The organism is Pseudomonas sp. ASL3, from assembly GCF_056680425.1.
On the sequence record NZ_CM155281.1, the window covers coordinates 5,476,844 to 5,492,390 of the forward strand.

The window sequence follows — 15,547 nt, forward strand, 5'->3', positions numbered from 1 at the left end:
CAATCCGCTGATTTATGACAGTTTTGTTTCAATGGACCTATTACCTATGCGATGCTGGCGCCAAGGCCGTAAGCCGACTAAAGCTTAGGTGAGCGCTAAAAACTCTCAGTAATAACGCGTCGCTCGCTACACGCTGTACTTCTAATCCTCACCCCGCGTGGGTTGACCTTCAGGGGGCCTTTATATGCTGACCCTGCTCAATTTGCTTTCTGCCGTGACCTTGTTGATCTGGGGCACGCACATCGTCCGTACCGGCATTCTGCGCGTATACGGGTCACAATTGCGCCACGTACTTAGCCAGAACATGTCCAGGCGCCCGCTGGCTTTCGTCGCCGGGATTCTGGTCACTGCGCTGGTACAGAGCAGCAACGCCACGGCGATGCTCGTCACGTCATTTGTCGGTCAGGGCCTGATGGCGTTGACGCCGGCCTTGGCGATCATGCTCGGCGCGGATGTCGGCACGGCCCTGATGGCGCGGGTGCTGACATTCGACCTGTCCTGGCTGTCGCCGCTGCTGATTTTCCTCGGGGTGATCTTCTTTCTGTCGCGCAAGCAAACCCGCGCCGGACAGCTCGGGCGAGTAGGGATAGGCTTGGGTTTGATCATTCTGGCCTTGCAGCTGATTGTCACGTCCGCGGCGCCCATTACCCAGGCGGCGGGCGTGAAAGTACTGTTCGCGTCGCTGACCGGCGATATTTGGCTCGATGCCCTGGTGGGCGCGATGTTCGCGCTGATCTCTTATTCGAGCCTCGCGGCGGTGCTATTGACCGCGACCTTGGCCGGCTCGGAAATCATCAGTTTGCCGGTCGCGATCGGTCTGGTGATCGGCGCGAATATTGGCAGCGGCCTGTTGGCATTCCTGAGTACCAGCATGCAAAACGTCGCCGGGCGGCAGGTTGCGCTCGGCAGCCTGCTGTACAAGCTGATCGGCCTGCTGCTGATCATCCCCGTGCTGGACCCGCTGGTGAAGTGGATGGATACCCTGGACTTCAGCGGCCAAAGTCTGGTGATCAGCTTCCACCTGACTTACAACGCCCTGCGCTGCCTGCTGATGCTGCCAAGCGTCGGCCCGATGGCCCGTTTGTGTGCCTGGCTGTTGCCTGAGCGCCCCGAAACCAACGGCGTCGCAAAACCCCGGCACCTGGACGCCACGGCATTGGCAACCCCGAGTCTGGCGCTGGTCAACGCCGTGCGCGAAACCCTTCGTCTGGGCGATCTGATCGAAAGCATGCTTATCGCCATGCAAGCAGTGCTGCGCGGTACACAAACGGCCGTCACCCTGGAAATGCGGCGCCTCAACGACGATGCCGAAGCGCTGTACAACGCGATCAAACTCTATCTGGCGCAAATGCCCAGGGAAGACCTTAGCGAGCAGGACAACCGGCGCTGGGCAGAAATCATCGAGCTGGCGATCAACCTCAAGCTGGCCAGCGATCTGATCGAGCGCATGCTGCGCAAGGTCCAGCAGCAGAAGACCTCGCAGCGTCGCTCGTTCTCCGAAGTTGGCCTGGAAGAACTGATCGGGCTACACGATCAGTTGCTGTCGAACCTGCGTCTGGGCCTTTCAGTGTTCGTCAGCGCCGACCCGGAAAGCGCCCGGCAACTGTTGCGTGAGAAGCGCCGTTTCCGCGCTCAGGAGAGGCGACTGGCCCACGCGCATGTCAGTCGCTTGCAGCGCAAGGTGGTGCAAAGCATCGAAACCAGCTCACTGCATCTGGAGCTGATCGCCGACATGAAGCGGCTCAACTCGCTGTTCTGCAGCAGCGCCTATGCCGTGCTCGGAACCTCGGAAACCGAAGCCCTGTCCAGCGAGGTCATGCCCGACCAATCGATGTGAACGAGCCCGGCGAACACCGTCCACTCGCAGAAATCAGCCATAACGCAGAGTCCGAACGCACCCTGGCCAAAGGCTGGCTGGGCGAGGGCGCACGACTGCATTGGTTTTTCCCTGAGCCATTACTTCCACAGCAGCACGCGCAAACTCAGTGTGTAGGCCCGGCATTTGAAGAAGGCGGTATCCTGTCAGGGATTTTTCCTACAATCACTGTGAATTGCCGAAATGCCCGATTGGAATCGTTACGCAACTCTCGTACTGGATTTGATCAAGCGCTATCCAGGGGTGATTGCGTTCTTTGGTTTTTCCTCGGGAATCGGCAGTTTTATTCTGGTGGATCGTCAAGAAGGTATGGCGCGCTGGATCGCCGTAGTGATGCTGGTCAGCTGGCTGTGGCTGATGTTCGAAAACAGTGTGATGAGGCTGTTCACCAAAGTTTTCAATCGCGAGATTCCGCCGCCACTGTTGCGCTACGGTACCCAGATGATCCATCAGGAAAGTCTGTTTTTCGTGCTGCCGTTTTTCTTCGTCACTACCACCTGGAACAGCGGCCAACTGATATTCACCAGCGTTCTGAGTGCGGCAGCACTGATTTCAATCACCGATCCGCTGTACTACAAATGGCTGGTGCCCAAGCGCTGGTTGTTTCTGGCCCTGCACACGCTAACCTTGTTCGCCGCGCTGCTCACGGCGCTGCCGATCATTCTGCACCTGACCACCGCCGAGAGTTACAAACTGGCGCTGGGCATCGCCATCCTGTTGTCATTCCCCAGCCTGGCGTCGAGCTTCCCGATCAACCATTGGCGGCGCGGCGTATTGCTGCTGACGGCGACACTGGTCATCGGCGGCGCAGGCTGGTTGCTGCGCTCGTGGGTGCCACCGGCGACCTTGTGGCTGACTGAAGTCGCGGTGAGTACTGATTTCGACGACCAGAACCGTACGCCAGGAGAAAGCCAGGAAGAGATCAGCGCCAAGCAGGTGCGCAACGGCGGCTTGTATGCCTATACGGCAATCAATGCGCCGCGCGGGCTGGACGAGCGGATTTACCATGTCTGGCAGCACAACGGCACAGAGGTTGATCGCATCGCCCTGGATATCCATGGCGGACGCAAAGAAGGCTATCGTGCCTGGACGCACAAGCAGAATTTCCCGGATGAAGTGGTGGGTCGCTGGCAAGTGAGGGTGCTGACTGAGGATGGTCAGATGATCGGCGTACTGCGGTTTCTCGTCACGGATACAGACCCGGCACCGGTCACCCACGCAACAGGCAACCCTGTGGGCGTCAAACTGCAAGCGGATGATTCCGGCACTGCGCGAACCAAACCCGCAAAATCCGATCCCACGCCTTCCAGCCCAGCACCATCGCCCACAGAGCAAACCTACTAAGCTCGGAGCTATGACCACACTTTCCCTGGCCGGCAGCGCCTCACTGGACACCTCGAGCAACCCCGCGAGCTTGCGGATCTCGGGCGACTGGACGCTTGCGCATTACCGGGACCTCAAGCAGCAGACGAGCGCGCTGATCGGGCAGTACGACGCCCATACGCCCGTCGACCTGACACACCTGCGCGCCCTCGATACCGCAGGCGCTTCGTTATTGGTGGAGTTGCTGGGCGCCGACCGGCTGGGACAACTGGCCGTGGGCGCGCCGGACCTGCCCACGGCCAGCCGCGCCTTGCTGCAAACCATTCAGTCGGCGCTGCATGACTTCTGCGTGCCGATCAAAGAGCCGGAAGAGACCGTGGGCATTCAGTTGCTCATGCGCATTGGCAGAGCAGTGGATACGGTCTGGCAAGACACCCTGCAACTGTTGGGTTTTATCGGCCTGATTCTCGAGTCGCTGCTGTTCAATTCGCTGCGCCCCAGACGTTGGCGGATCACTTCGGTGATCTCGCACATCGAGCAAACCGGGCTCGATGCCGCGCCTATCGTGGCGCTGCTGACCTTTCTGGTCGGCGCCGTGGTGGCGTTTCTCGGCGCGACAGTACTGAAAAGTTTCGGCGCCAGCATCTACACCGTGGACCTGGTGGCGTTCTCTTTCCTGCGCGAGTTCGGCGTGTTGCTGACCGCCATTCTGATGGCTGGGCGTACCGCCAGTGCCTTCACCGCGCAAATCGGCTCGATGAAAGCCAACGAAGAAATCGACGCCATCCGCACCATCGGCCTGAGCCCTGTCGAGTTGCTGGTGGTGCCGCGAATTCTCGCACTGCTGGTCTCGCTACCTATCCTGACCTTTGTCGCGATGCTCTCCGGGATCATCGGCGGAGGCGTGGTCTGCGCGGTGGCGCTGGATATTTCGCCGGCGTTGTTCCTTTCGTTGTTGCAAACGGACATCAGCGTTCAGCACTTCCTGGTGGGCATGGCCAAAGCGCCGATCTTCGCCTTCCTGATCGCCTCAATCGGCTGCCTGGAAGGCTTCAAGGTCAGCGGCAGTGCTGAGTCCGTCGGCGCTCACACCACGTCCAGCGTGGTGCAGTCGATCTTTGTGGTTATCGTGCTCGATGCACTGGCGGCGTTGTTCTATATGGAGATGGGCTGGTGACTCCTATTACGAACCTTATTACCAGCCCGACCCCGACTACGCCGCGCGAAGCGGTGATCGAGGTGCGCGGCCTGTGCAACCGATTCGGTAGCCAGAGCGTGCATGAGAACCTGGATCTGGACCTGTACCGGGGCGAAGTCCTGGCCGTGGTCGGCGGCTCTGGCAGTGGCAAATCGGTGTTGCTGCGCAGCATTGTCGGGCTACGCCGGCCGGACGGGGGCGCGGTTCGAGTATTGGGTCAGGACTTGCAAAACCTGTCGGAAAAGAACCGTTCGCTGGTCGAGCGGCGTTTCGGTGTGTTGTTCCAGAAGGGCGCGCTGTTTTCCTCGCTGACGGTGACCGAGAACGTCGCGCTGCCCCTGATCGAACATGCCGGCCTGAGCCGCGATGAAGCGGAGCACCTGGCCGGGGTAAAGCTGGCGCTGGCCGGTCTGCCCTTGTCGGCCGCACACAAATACCCGGCATCGCTCTCGGGTGGCATGATCAAACGCGCCGCGCTGGCTCGGGCGTTGGCCCTGGACCCGGACATTCTGTTTCTCGACGAGCCTACCGCAGGCCTTGATCCCATTGGCGCCGCAGCTTTCGATCAACTGATCCTGACCCTGCGCGACGCCTTGGGCCTGAGCGTATTTCTGGTCACCCACGACCTGGACACGCTCTACACCATCACCGACCGAGTCGCGGTGCTGGCGCAAAAACGCGTATTGGTGGCTGACCAAATCGACAAGGTCGCCGCCACAAACGATGCCTGGATTCATGAGTATTTCCATGGTCCACGCGGCCGAGCGGCGCTTTCAGCCGCCACACAGCAAAACGAGGTCTGACGATGGAAACTCGTGCCCATCATGTACTGATCGGCCTGCTCACCGTAATAGTGGTCGCTGCGGCGCTGCTATTCGGTCTGTGGCTGGCCAAATCCAGTGTCGATAGTGCGTTCAAGGATTACGAGATCGTGTTCAACGAAGCCGTGACCGGCCTGTCGCGCGGCAGTGCCGTGCAGTACAGCGGGATAAAGGTCGGTGATGTGGTGCAGCTGCGCCTCGACCCAGAGGATCCGCGGCGGGTACTGGCGCAAATCCGCATCGCGGGTGAGACACCGATCAAGGAAGACACTCAAGCCAAATTGGCCCTGACCGGGATCACAGGCACCTCGATTATCCAGCTCAGTAGCGGCACTCCAGAAAGCCCTGAGCTGCTAGGCGCCTACGGCAAACTGCCGGTGATCATTGCCACCCCGTCACCCATCTCGCGGCTGCTCAATGACACGGGCGACCTGATGAGCGGCATCAATCAGTTGCTGCACAACGCCAACCAGATGTTCTCGAACGATAACGTGCAGAGCCTCACTCTCACCCTCCAACATCTGGAACTGACCACCGGCGCCATCGCCGAACAACGCGACGATATTCGCCAGACCCTCAAACAGCTGACACTGGTCGGCAAGCAGGCGAGCGCAACACTGGAGCAAACCTCGTTATTGATGCGCGGCGCCAACGAGATGCTCAACAGCGACGGCAAACAGATGTTCATCAGCGCCGAGCAGGCCATGAAGTCCATCGAGCAAAGCAGCGTGGCCATCAATAACTTGCTCAAGGACAACCACGATTCGCTCAACAGCGGCATGCAAGGGCTCAGCGAGCTGGGCCCGGCCGTTCGTGAGTTGCGCGACACACTGACCTCGTTCCGCTCGATTTCCCGCCGCCTGGAAGCCAACCCCAGCGGTTACCTTCTGGGCCGCGACAAGAATAAGGAGTTCGAGCCATGAGGCTTGCCCGTCACTCACTCGGTCGATTCGCCGTGGTCGGAGCGCTGCTACTGTCGAGCGGCTGTTCGATCCTGCCGCAAGCTGAACCGGCCGATGTGTACCGTCTGACAACTGCACAGTCGGCAGCGCAAAAAGCGCAGGGTACACCGGTTCCCTGGTCGCTGCGGGTTGCCCGCCCCAAGGCCAGCGAGGTGTTGGACAGCCCACGAATCGCGGTGGTGCCTCAGGGTGATCTGATCAGCAACTACAAAGGCGCGCGCTGGAGCGATCCAGCCCCCGTAGCGCTGCGCAACCGGCTACTCGACGCCTTCTACCGGGATGGCCGCGTGCAGTCGCTCAGCACGGATGACAGCAATCTACAGGCCGATTTTGAGCTGAGCGGGGAGTTGCAGGCGTTTCAGAGCGAATACCACGGCCAGGCCATCGACGTCGTGATCCGTCTGGATGCGCGACTGGTCAGCGAAAACCAGCGCATCGTCGCCAGCCGCCGCTTCGAAGTACACCAATCGGTCAGCGACAAACAAGTGCCTTCGGTGGTGGCTGGCTTCAGTCAGGCCAGCGACACCCTGGCGGCGCAACTGCTGCAATGGACCGTCGAGCAGGGCCAGAAGCATTACGAGACGCTGCCGAAGAACCAGTAACACACGAGGATCGCCGCAATGACACCGGTCAGTTCCGCCAACAGCGCGCAGCCCACAGCATGCCGCGCGCGCTGGATGCCGACGGAGCCGAAGTAGACCGCCAGCACGTAGAAGGTGGTTTCAGTACTGCCTTGAATCGTCGCTGCCGCCAGTGCCGGGAAGCTGTCGACGCCGTGGCTTTTCATGGTCTCGATCAACATCGCCCGCGCGGCACTGCCAGAGAAAGGTTTGACCAGCGCAGTGGGCAGGGCATCGACGAAGCGTGTGTCCAGTCCCGCCCACTGCACCAGGTGGCGGATGCCATCGAGGCCAAATTCCAGTGCGCCGGAAGCACGCAATACTCCGACTGCACAGAGCATCGCCACCAGATACGGCAGCAGGTTTTTGGCGACGTCGAAGCCTTCTTTCGCACCTTCGACGAACGCTTCGTAGACCTTCACTTTCTTGAAGGCCGCGATCAGCAAAAACATCATGATCAGACCGAACAGTGTCAGGTTGCCGAGAATCGACGACAGGCTGGCCAACGCGGTGGCCGAGAGCCCTGCGAGCAGGGCCATGAAGCTGCCGAGCAACAATGCGCCGGGAATCAAGTACGCCAACACCACGGGGTCCCAAAGGCGCAAGCGTTGCATGAACGCTACCGACAGCAACCCCATCAGAGTCGAAGCGCTGGTCGCCAACAGAATCGGCAGGAACACCAGCGTCGGGTCCACTGCGCCTTGCTGGGCACGGTACATGAAGATCGTCACTGGCATCAGCGTCAGGGACGAGGCGTTGAGCACCAGAAATAGAATCTGTGCATTGCTGGCCGTGGTCTGGCTGGGGTTCAACTCTTGCAGCGCGCGCATGGCCTTAAGGCCGATGGGCGTGGCCGCATTGTCCAGACCCAAACCATTGGCGGCGAGGTTGAGGGTGATCAGGCCCAGTGCCGGATGACCGGGCGGGACGTCTGGCATCAAGTGACTGAACAGTGGCCCGAGGATCTTGGCCAGCCAATCGACGATACCGGCCTTCTCGGCAATCCGCAGAAACCCCAGCCATAAGGTGAGTGTGCCGAACAACAAGAGCATCACATCGACCGACAACTTGGCCATGGCGAAGATGCTTTCCACCATCGCTGCAAAGATCCCGGAATTCCCGCCAATCAGCCATTGCGCCAGCGCCGACACCGCCGCCACCACAAAAAAGCCAAGCCATAGGCCATTGAGCATCAGAAAGTCCCCCAGAAGATGCGGGGATGATAGCGGCGAGGGCGCGCGACCACAAACGACGTGGTTCTGGCCGCGCCACAAACGACAAACCCCGGATGATGAGTCCGGGGTTTGTCCGTGCAGCGCTTCAGCGATCAGTCAGCGACTGATTTACCCACTGGCAGCGGCTCTTTGCTGCGCCAGTGTGGCAGGGAGTTCCAGTAGCGCTCACCCTTGGCATCGTCGTACATGCCTTCCCAGCGTGAGATCACCAATACCGCCAGGGCATTGCCGATCACGTTCAGTGCCGTGCGGGCCATGTCCATGATCCGGTCGACACCCGCGATGAAGGCCAGACCTTCCAGCGGGATGCCGACGCTGCCCAGCGTTGCCAGCAACACCACGAAAGACACACCCGGCACGCCAGCGATACCTTTGGACGTCACCATCAAGGTCAAGACCAACATCAGTTGCTGCCCTATCGACAGGTCGATGCCGTACAGCTGCGCAATGAAGATCGCCGCAATGCTCTGATACAAGGTCGAGCCATCGAGGTTGAACGAGTAACCGGTCGGTACCACGAAGCTGCAAATAGCCTTCGGTGCGCCATAGGCTTCCATCTTCTCGATCACGCGCGGCAGCACGGTTTCCGAGCTCGCGGTGGAGTAGGCAAGCACCAGTTCGTCCTTGAAGATGCGCATCAGCTTGATCACCGAGAAGCCGAACAGGCGGGCAATCAGCCCCAGCACCATGAAGGCGAAAAAGGCGATGGCGAAATAGACCAGGATCACCAGTTTGGCCAGCGGCAACAGGGAAGCGAAACCGAAGTTGGCAACCGTCACCGCGATCAGCGCAAATACACCAATCGGGGCATAGCCCATGATCATGTGGGTGACTTTGAACATGCTTTCCGAGACGCCCTGGAACATCTTCACCAGCGGCTCACGCAGATCCGCTTGCAGGCTGGACAGCCCGAGACCGAACAATACCGAGAAAAAGATAATCGGCAACATGTCACCGCGAGCAATGGCGGCGAAGATGTTCGACGGGATCAGGTTGAGGATCGTCTCGATGAACGCATGCTCGTGCTGCACCTCGGATGCCGTCTGCTGGTACTTGGAGATATCGACGGTGCCCAATGTGCTCATGTCGATGCCCGTGCCCGGATGGAACACGTTGGCCAACACCAGACCGACCAGAATCGCGATGGTGGTGACGACTTCGAAATAGAGAATGGTTTTGAGGCCGATGCGTCCCAGTTTCTTCGCATCACCGACACCGGCGATGCCGACGATCAGTGAGGAAACCACGATGGGGATCACAATCATCTTGATCAGGCGAATGAAAATGTCACCCGCCGGTTGCAGAACGTTGCTGATCCACCAGGCCTTTTCCGCACTGAAATGGTTGAGCACTGCCCCGATTGCAATCCCCAGTACCAGACCGATGAGGATCTGCCAGGCGAGGCTTAGCTTTGCCTTCTTCATGTTATTACCCTTATATCAAGTGGCGCGGACATCCTCCGATCAACGACATTTTGAGGGTCGTATCGAAGACGAAAATACCTTGAGGGCTGTCCCGTAGAAGGTCACCGCAAACGAGCGTCCCAGCTCTGTAGCAGCCGAAAAAAGGCGCAACTATTCCCACGACAAGACATGACGTCTAATGCCGTAAACGCCTACCTCATGCCGAATCGGCATGATCGACACAAAATGAAACGCTGGTTCCCGAGTGAAAAGGGCAATTGAAGAGGGAGAAGAGACACCGCTTTTCGGCTAAGGACTGGCTAAAACGTCGCCTGTAGCGGAAGCGGTTGAGGAATTCAGAGCGGGATTTGGACGAATCGGAAAGTGTTTCGTAATGTAAGAGGGAACAAATTTTTCTAGAGAGTTCTCGATAGATGGTCGAATAACTCAGCGCTTCGCAAGCCCGTCGGGTCCATTTCTGAACCAGCATCACGGACTTGCGTTGCGGCTTCTTCCTGACCCGGCCCAAATTAATGGAGATACTCGCTGTATCCCTAGGTCGCTCCGATCCACCTTCGATCAAAACATCCCGACCCCATAGTCATGCGCTTACCTTCCTCAGGTAGCGCAGTCATCCAGAAGCGGAGCCTCGCAAGCCCCAGCTTCTAATGGGTACTGTGTGACTGCTACGTCTTCAACCTCGACCGCGACGGCCGAAGATGAACGAGGCTACGAATAGCACCAGGAACACGATAAAGAGAATCTTCGCGATACCCGTGGCGGTGCCGGCGATACCACCGAAGCCCAGTACGGCAGCGACAATGGCAATGATCAGGAATGTGACTGCCCAGCTCAACATGATGATTCTCCTTACTTTGCGTTTTTCTTTGGGTTTCCAGACCAGGAACAAATAGCCCTAGAACACCCATCTTTGCTGATGAGGTTGTTCACTCGCAGGTGCAGTCCCCTGAACCGGTTGGAAGCTCAGTGCTGCATCTTTCACTGCTGGCGCGCTCACCATGGTGTAGGAGCGGCTAGCGTTGAACTGTTGATGAATCGGAAGAGCGTCCTGATGATGTTCCCAACGCTGAAACTGTTGGCCGACAACCAAGGTGACAAGCAACGCCAGGCTGGCAAACAAACCCTGCTGGATATGCAGCGGCGAAATACGCAGTTGAGCGAGACACTGGCTATTCATCCTGAAGCTCCTCCACCTGAGTGGCTGTTCTTGTTCGGCGAGCGCATTGCTCAGCCTTGTTACTTAACCTATTGCAGCCTGTGTGCCAGCTTCTTGATTGATAAATAACTTAATAAAATCAATGACTTATCTATAAATCGCCAGCCATGCTGCGAGCATCCTGCACGATGGACCTATTGGCGTCGTGCGTTATGCACGACGTAAAAAAGCTAGTGCGTATCCCGCTTCAAATTCCGCATCCGATCATGGGCAGCGCGGACTTGCGGAAGTTTTTCCGCCACCAGCGCCTTGACCTTGGGCTCAGCGCTTTGTAGCGCATCTTCAAAGGCGTGCAGAATACGGTCCTCAGCCTCTTCCAGCTGCGCCGCATAGGTCGCGCTTTCATCGCCGGACAGCGTCGCGTTGGTGTCGGCGTACATCTGGCGCATCCTGCCGACAAATGTTCCGCCTTCGGCTGGTTTCTGGTGCTCGGTCGCCACTTCTACGGCCAGCGCGCGGATGAGTTCGTTCTTGGCCTGCGCCATGTCCAGAAACAACCCTATGAACCGTGGATCTTTAACCTCCTCAGCGGCGTGCTGATAAAACCGCTGCCCATCGCGGGTAATTTCAATCAGTTCGTTGAGTTGGGTTATTGCGTCGCTCATGATTCTTCTCCATTAATTTTTCAAAAAAGACACACAGGATTAACCCGCCGTGCGGGTTATGACTTTCAACGCATCCGCATTCACACCACGCACACCACGGATATTTCGTGCGATCTCGACCGCCAGTTGTTTTTCTGCGTAATTGGCGACGACCCCGTTCAGGCTGACCATGCCGTCTTTGGTGTCGACCTTGATATTCAAACCGTCGAGGTTGCGGCTATAGATCAGGCTGGATTTCACCTTGCTGGTGATCCAGATGTCGCTGATAGCCTCGCCAGCGCTGGTGGCGCCGGGCTGCACTTTGGGCACCGATGGATCACTCGCACTCAGGCTGATCAGGTTATTGACCTCCGTCACGCCGTCGGTGTTGCTGGCCAGGCTCCCGGCCAGTTCCTTGGCTTCCGCGCTTTGTGCATGGCCTTTGAGGGTGACGACACCTTCTTTGCTATCCACCTGAATATTCAGTGCTTCGGTGATGCTGTTCCATAACAGTTTGGATTTCACCGTCGCCGTAAGCGTCGCATCCTCAAACCGCTGAGCGACATTGGCTTTGGTGCCAGGCTCAGCTGCGACGTTTGGGTCCACCTCCAACTGGTTATCGACTTTATCGATGCCTTTAGTGTCGAGCGCTATCTGTTCAGCCAGTTCGCGGTCGACCTGATTTTCAACCTTGCCCTTGAGTACGGCAGTGCCGTGCTGGACGTTTACATCAATCTTGAAAGGGCTCAAATGCCGGTTAAGGGCGAAAGCGGTCCAGATCGAGCCTTCCTGCCGTGCTTCAGTAAGCTGACTGGCCAGATCTTCCTGGGCCGCTTGCGCGAGCAAGGGGGTCAAACCCAGTACTGCGGCTGTCGCAGCGGACAGGGCAATCTTCTTCAGCGGGTGCATAAACGGTTCTCCATCAATCATGCGCGGGTCGTTTGTGACGACAGTCGCTGGAGAATCGCAAGCCTCGTGCCAGTCCCTTACAAGATAGAAAAACCATATAAATCAGATAGATAACTACTTAGTCAGCAGATAGCTACCATGCAAGGCGCAGAATCAATCAGAATCAACCATGCAACTTGCCCGATTTTTCCGAGACTAACGAAGATCATTCATAACGGAGCGTAGGAATATGGACACAGCCACTGAACGCCAGGGCCGTATTCTCTTAGTGGATGACGAATCCGCGATCCTTCGCACCTTTCGCTATTGCCTGGAAGATGAGGGCTACACCGTCGCCACCGCCAACAGCGCGGCTCAGGCAGACGCGTTGCTGCAGCGCCAGGTGTTCGACCTGTGCTTCCTGGACTTGCGCCTGGGTGAAGACAACGGTCTGGATGTACTGGCGCAAATGCGCATCCAGGCGCCATGGATGCGCGTGGTGATTGTTACTGCCCATTCAGCCGTCGACACCGCAGTCGATGCCATTCGGGCAGGCGCTGCCGACTATCTGGTAAAACCTTGCAGCCCGGATCAATTGCGTCTGGCGACTGCCAAGCAGCTTGAGGTGCGTCAGCTGTCGGCGCGGCTCGAAGCGCTGGAAGGCGAAGTGCGCAAGCCCAAGGACGGCCTGGACTCCCACAGCCCGTCGATGATGGCCGTACTGGAAACCGCGCGTCAGGTCGCCAATACCGATGCGAACATTCTTATTCTTGGGGAATCCGGCACCGGTAAGGGTGAATTGGCGCGCGCCATTCACGGCTGGAGCAAACGAGCGAAGAAGTCCTGCGTCACTATCAACTGCCCTTCGCTGAGCGCCGAGCTGATCGAAAGCGAGATGTTCGGCCACAGCCGAGGGGCGTTTACCGGTGCCAGCGAAAGCACCTTGGGTCGCGTCAATCAGGCCGATGCCGGCACTCTATTCCTCGATGAAATTGGTGATTTCCCGCTGGCGTTGCAGCCTAAATTGCTACGCTTCATTCAGGACAAGGAATACGAGCGTGTTGGTGATCCGGTCACACGTCGCGCAGATGTGAGAATCCTGGCGGCGACCAACCTGAACCTCGAAGACATGGTGCGCGACGGGCGTTTTCGCGAAGACCTGCTGTATCGCTTGAACGTCATTACCCTGCATCTGCCGCCACTGCGTGAGCGCAGCGAAGACATTCTCACCCTGGCCGACCGGTTTCTCGCCCGTTTCGTCAAGGAATACGCCCGCCCTGCACGCGGTTTCAGCGAAGAAGCGCGATCGGCGCTGCTTAACTATCGTTGGCCGGGCAACATCCGTGAATTGCGTAACGTTATCGAACGGGCCAGCATTATTTGCCCGCAAGAGCGTGTGGAAATCAGCCATTTGGGGATGGCCGAACAGCCAACCAACAACGCTCCGCGGGTTGGCGCTGCAATGAGCCTGGATGAGCTGGAAAAAGCACATATCGGCGCCGTTCTTGCCACCAGCGATACGCTCGATCAGGCCGCGAAAACCTTGGGCATCGACGCCTCGACGCTGTACCGCAAACGTAAACAGTACAATCTATGAATCTCAACTCATGAAACTGGCCATGAAGTTGCGTACCCGATTGTTCCTGAGTATCTCGGCGCTGATGACGGTCGCGCTGCTGGGGCTATTGCTTGGGCTCGTCAGCGTAATGCAGATGGCTAGAACCCAGGAATCGCTGATTCACCACAACTTCATCACCCTTGATCTGGGCCTGAAGCTGCGCCAGAGCCTCGGCGATCAGTTGGTCATGATGCTCAGCGAGCACCCCAACCGATCAGCAATCGAGCAGGCGCAGCAGCAGTTTCAGGAGCTGCTGGCCCAAGGCGTCGAGTACGATGCGCAAAATAATGTGGAAACCGGCTTCGATCAGGCACGCATTAACTACCAGCGTTTCGCTCAAGACTTCGATCAGCTACGAAATCAGCCCGCCAAGCTGTACGACAATGCCCCGCTCACGAACAGTTTCAATGTCCTGCGCGATGGACTGATCAACACCCAAAAGCAAGCGCTGGACAACTTCAACCAGACACAGCACATAGCGCACGAACGGGCGCTATGGGTGGCCGGCCTGCTGGGGTTGGTAGGCATTGCTGTGCTGTGCATCGGTTTTATTACCGCCCACGGTATCGCTCAGCGTTTCGGCGCGCCTATCGAAGCGCTGGCCAAGGCCGCCGACAACATTGGCCAAGGCAATTTCGAGGTCACGTTGCCGATTTCTTCGGCGGCGGAAATGAACCAGCTGACTCGGCGCTTTGGGATCATGGCCGAAGCCTTGCGCCAGCATCAGGCAACGAATATCGATGAGCTACTCGCTGGCCAACAACGCCTGCAAGCGGTGCTCGACAGTATCGACGACGGGTTGCTGATGATTGACCGGCAAGGGCGTCTGGAGCATCTCAATCCGGTGGCCCAACGTCAGCTGGGCTGGGACGAGGATCGGCTGGGCCAAGGGCTGGGCGAGGCCTTGCAGCGCCCTGAACTGGATGAGCAGTTGTACCTGACCCTGCGCGGCGGAAGCCTGGAGCATGCGCCGGAAGATCTGGCCGTTGAGGTCGATGGTGAATCACGGCTGCTGACCTACAGCTTGACGCCTGTCAGCCACACCAAGGGCCATATCCTGGGTGCGGTAATGGTATTGCACGACGTAACCGAGCAGCGTGCGTTCGAACGGGTACGCAGCGAATTCGTCCTGCGCGCCTCCCATGAACTACGCACACCTGTGACCGGCATGCATATGGCGTTCGGCTTGCTTCAAGAGCGCGTGCACTTTGCCGCGGATTCACGCGAAGCCGACCTGCTCGATACGGTCAATGAAGAAATGCAGCGTCTGATGCAGTTGATCAACGATCTGTTAAATTTTTCGCGCTACCAGAATGGTCTGCAAAAACTCAGCCTCGCCCCCTGCGCCATCGATGATTTGCTTGAGCAAGCGCGCCAGCGTTTCACCGAACAAGCGGCTGAACAGAACATCGTGTTGCTGGTGGAGATTCAGGGGCCATTGCCACGCCTGCATGCCGACCATGCACAGTTGGATCGCGTACTGGATAACCTTTTGGATAACGCACTACGCCACACCCCACAGAACGGGCTGATTCGCTTGCAGGCCCGACGCCACGGCGAGCGGGTCATCGTCAGCGTCGAGGACAACGGTGAAGGCATCGCTTATGGCCAGCAAGGGCGGATTTTCGAACCCTTCGTCCAGGTCGGGCGCAAGAAAGGTGGGGCGGGGCTAGGCCTGGCGCTGTGCAAGGAAATCGTGCAATTGCACGGAGGCCGGATGGGCGTCTATTCGCGACCGGGGCAGGGCACCCAGTTCTACATGGCATTGCCACTGTAAAAGCT

At 58.3% G+C, this 15,547-nt stretch carries 15 protein-coding genes; 9 read left to right on the forward strand and 6 right to left on the reverse strand.

From position 1 onward, the window contains the following. Positions 1-184 precede the first annotated feature (184 nt). The 6 genes from AC1MEE_RS25065 to AC1MEE_RS25090 all read left to right on the forward strand — a co-directional run bounded on the left by AC1MEE_RS25065 (position 185) and on the right by AC1MEE_RS25090 (position 6,782). Positions 185-1,837, forward strand: coding sequence for a Na/Pi cotransporter family protein (locus AC1MEE_RS25065; RefSeq protein ID WP_480412186.1), 1,653 nt, complete (start codon positions 185-187; stop codon positions 1,835-1,837). A gap of 222 nt (positions 1,838-2,059) precedes the next feature. Beyond that, the gene (locus AC1MEE_RS25070; RefSeq protein ID WP_480412187.1) at positions 2,060-3,220 is read left to right on the forward strand and encodes a DUF5924 family protein; all 1,161 of its coding nucleotides are present in this window, start codon (positions 2,060-2,062) and stop codon (positions 3,218-3,220) included. 10 nt (positions 3,221-3,230) lie between these two features. Then, positions 3,231-4,376 carry an MlaE family lipid ABC transporter permease subunit gene (locus AC1MEE_RS25075; RefSeq protein WP_480412188.1) on the forward strand — a complete coding sequence of 382 codons (1,146 nt, stop codon included), beginning with the start codon at positions 3,231-3,233 and terminating at the stop codon, positions 4,374-4,376. Between the two features lie 17 nt (positions 4,377-4,393). Next, positions 4,394-5,200, forward strand: a complete 807-nt coding sequence (locus tag AC1MEE_RS25080) for an ABC transporter ATP-binding protein (RefSeq protein ID WP_480416337.1) — start codon at positions 4,394-4,396, stop codon at positions 5,198-5,200. A gap of 2 nt (positions 5,201-5,202) precedes the next feature. Beyond that, positions 5,203-6,141, forward strand: a complete 939-nt coding sequence (locus tag AC1MEE_RS25085; protein WP_480412189.1) for an MlaD family protein — start codon at positions 5,203-5,205, stop codon at positions 6,139-6,141. After that, positions 6,138-6,782, forward strand: a complete 645-nt coding sequence (locus tag AC1MEE_RS25090; RefSeq protein ID WP_480412190.1) for an ABC-type transport auxiliary lipoprotein family protein — start codon at positions 6,138-6,140, stop codon at positions 6,780-6,782. Before AC1MEE_RS25085 ends, AC1MEE_RS25090 begins: the two co-directional genes overlap by 4 nt. Here AC1MEE_RS25090 and AC1MEE_RS25095 read toward each other — a convergent pair. From AC1MEE_RS25095 to AC1MEE_RS25110, 4 genes are all read right to left on the reverse strand, one after another. Continuing rightward, positions 6,755-7,993, reverse strand: coding sequence for a nucleoside recognition domain-containing protein (locus tag AC1MEE_RS25095; RefSeq protein WP_480412191.1), 1,239 nt, complete (start codon positions 7,991-7,993; stop codon positions 6,755-6,757). The two genes, AC1MEE_RS25090 and AC1MEE_RS25095, sit on opposite strands and share 28 nt — an antisense overlap. Positions 7,994-8,127: 134 nt before the next feature. Further along, entirely contained in the window at positions 8,128-9,459 is a 1,332-nt protein-coding gene (gltP, locus tag AC1MEE_RS25100; protein WP_480412192.1) for a glutamate/aspartate:proton symporter GltP, read from the reverse strand. Positions 9,460-10,132: 673 nt separating this feature from the next. Then, positions 10,133-10,297, reverse strand: coding sequence for a DUF1328 domain-containing protein (locus AC1MEE_RS25105; protein WP_480412193.1), 165 nt, complete (start codon positions 10,295-10,297; stop codon positions 10,133-10,135). A 57-nt stretch (positions 10,298-10,354) separates the two neighbouring features. Continuing rightward, positions 10,355-10,579 (reverse strand): hypothetical protein, encoded by a 225-nt coding sequence (locus AC1MEE_RS25110; protein WP_480416338.1) that lies wholly within the window; start codon positions 10,577-10,579, stop codon positions 10,355-10,357. Here AC1MEE_RS25110 and AC1MEE_RS25115 point away from each other — a divergent pair. After that, positions 10,511-10,744, forward strand: coding sequence for a hypothetical protein (locus AC1MEE_RS25115; RefSeq protein ID WP_480416392.1), 234 nt, complete (start codon positions 10,511-10,513; stop codon positions 10,742-10,744). The genes AC1MEE_RS25110 and AC1MEE_RS25115 overlap by 69 nt on opposite strands. 101 nt (positions 10,745-10,845) lie before the next feature. On the opposite strand, the gene AC1MEE_RS25120 is transcribed toward AC1MEE_RS25115, so the two are convergent. Both AC1MEE_RS25120 and AC1MEE_RS25125 read right to left on the reverse strand, forming a co-directional pair. Continuing rightward, on the reverse strand, positions 10,846-11,280 hold the full coding sequence (locus tag AC1MEE_RS25120) for a ferritin-like domain-containing protein (RefSeq protein WP_480412194.1): 435 nt from the start codon (positions 11,278-11,280) through the stop codon (positions 10,846-10,848). Positions 11,281-11,319: 39 nt separating this feature from the next. Further along, positions 11,320-12,168, reverse strand: coding sequence for a BON domain-containing protein (locus AC1MEE_RS25125; RefSeq protein WP_480416339.1), 849 nt, complete (start codon positions 12,166-12,168; stop codon positions 11,320-11,322). Between the two features lie 229 nt (positions 12,169-12,397). Here AC1MEE_RS25125 and algB point away from each other — a divergent pair, with 229 nt between their 5' ends. Both algB and AC1MEE_RS25135 read left to right on the forward strand, forming a co-directional pair. Further along, a complete protein-coding gene (gene algB / locus AC1MEE_RS25130) occupies positions 12,398-13,744 on the forward strand; it encodes a sigma-54-dependent response regulator transcription factor AlgB (RefSeq protein WP_480412195.1) in 1,347 nt (448 codons plus the stop codon). A gap of 10 nt (positions 13,745-13,754) precedes the next feature. Then, entirely contained in the window at positions 13,755-15,542 is a 1,788-nt protein-coding gene (locus tag AC1MEE_RS25135; RefSeq protein ID WP_480412196.1) for a KinB sensor domain-containing domain, read from the forward strand. The last annotated feature ends 5 nt before the right edge of the window (positions 15,543-15,547 follow it).

Coding starts and splice junctions, on each gene's coding strand:
- AC1MEE_RS25065 (WP_480412186.1), top strand. CDS start 185: ATGCTGACCCTGCTCAATTTGCTTTCTGCCGTGACCTTGTTGATCTGG.
- AC1MEE_RS25070 (WP_480412187.1), top strand. CDS start 2,060: ATGCCCGATTGGAATCGTTACGCAACTCTCGTACTGGATTTGATCAAG.
- AC1MEE_RS25075 (WP_480412188.1), top strand. CDS start 3,231: ATGACCACACTTTCCCTGGCCGGCAGCGCCTCACTGGACACCTCGAGC.
- AC1MEE_RS25085 (WP_480412189.1), top strand. CDS start 5,203: ATGGAAACTCGTGCCCATCATGTACTGATCGGCCTGCTCACCGTAATA.
- AC1MEE_RS25090 (WP_480412190.1), top strand. CDS start 6,138: ATGAGGCTTGCCCGTCACTCACTCGGTCGATTCGCCGTGGTCGGAGCG.
- AC1MEE_RS25095 (WP_480412191.1), bottom strand. CDS start 7,993: ATGCTCAATGGCCTATGGCTTGGCTTTTTTGTGGTGGCGGCGGTGTCG.
- gltP (WP_480412192.1), bottom strand. CDS start 9,459: ATGAAGAAGGCAAAGCTAAGCCTCGCCTGGCAGATCCTCATCGGTCTG.
- AC1MEE_RS25105 (WP_480412193.1), bottom strand. CDS start 10,297: ATGTTGAGCTGGGCAGTCACATTCCTGATCATTGCCATTGTCGCTGCC.
- AC1MEE_RS25115 (WP_480416392.1), top strand. CDS start 10,511: ATGATGTTCCCAACGCTGAAACTGTTGGCCGACAACCAAGGTGACAAG.
- AC1MEE_RS25120 (WP_480412194.1), bottom strand. CDS start 11,280: ATGAGCGACGCAATAACCCAACTCAACGAACTGATTGAAATTACCCGC.
- AC1MEE_RS25125 (WP_480416339.1), bottom strand. CDS start 12,168: ATGCACCCGCTGAAGAAGATTGCCCTGTCCGCTGCGACAGCCGCAGTA.
- algB (WP_480412195.1), top strand. CDS start 12,398: ATGGACACAGCCACTGAACGCCAGGGCCGTATTCTCTTAGTGGATGAC.
- AC1MEE_RS25135 (WP_480412196.1), top strand. CDS start 13,755: ATGAAACTGGCCATGAAGTTGCGTACCCGATTGTTCCTGAGTATCTCG.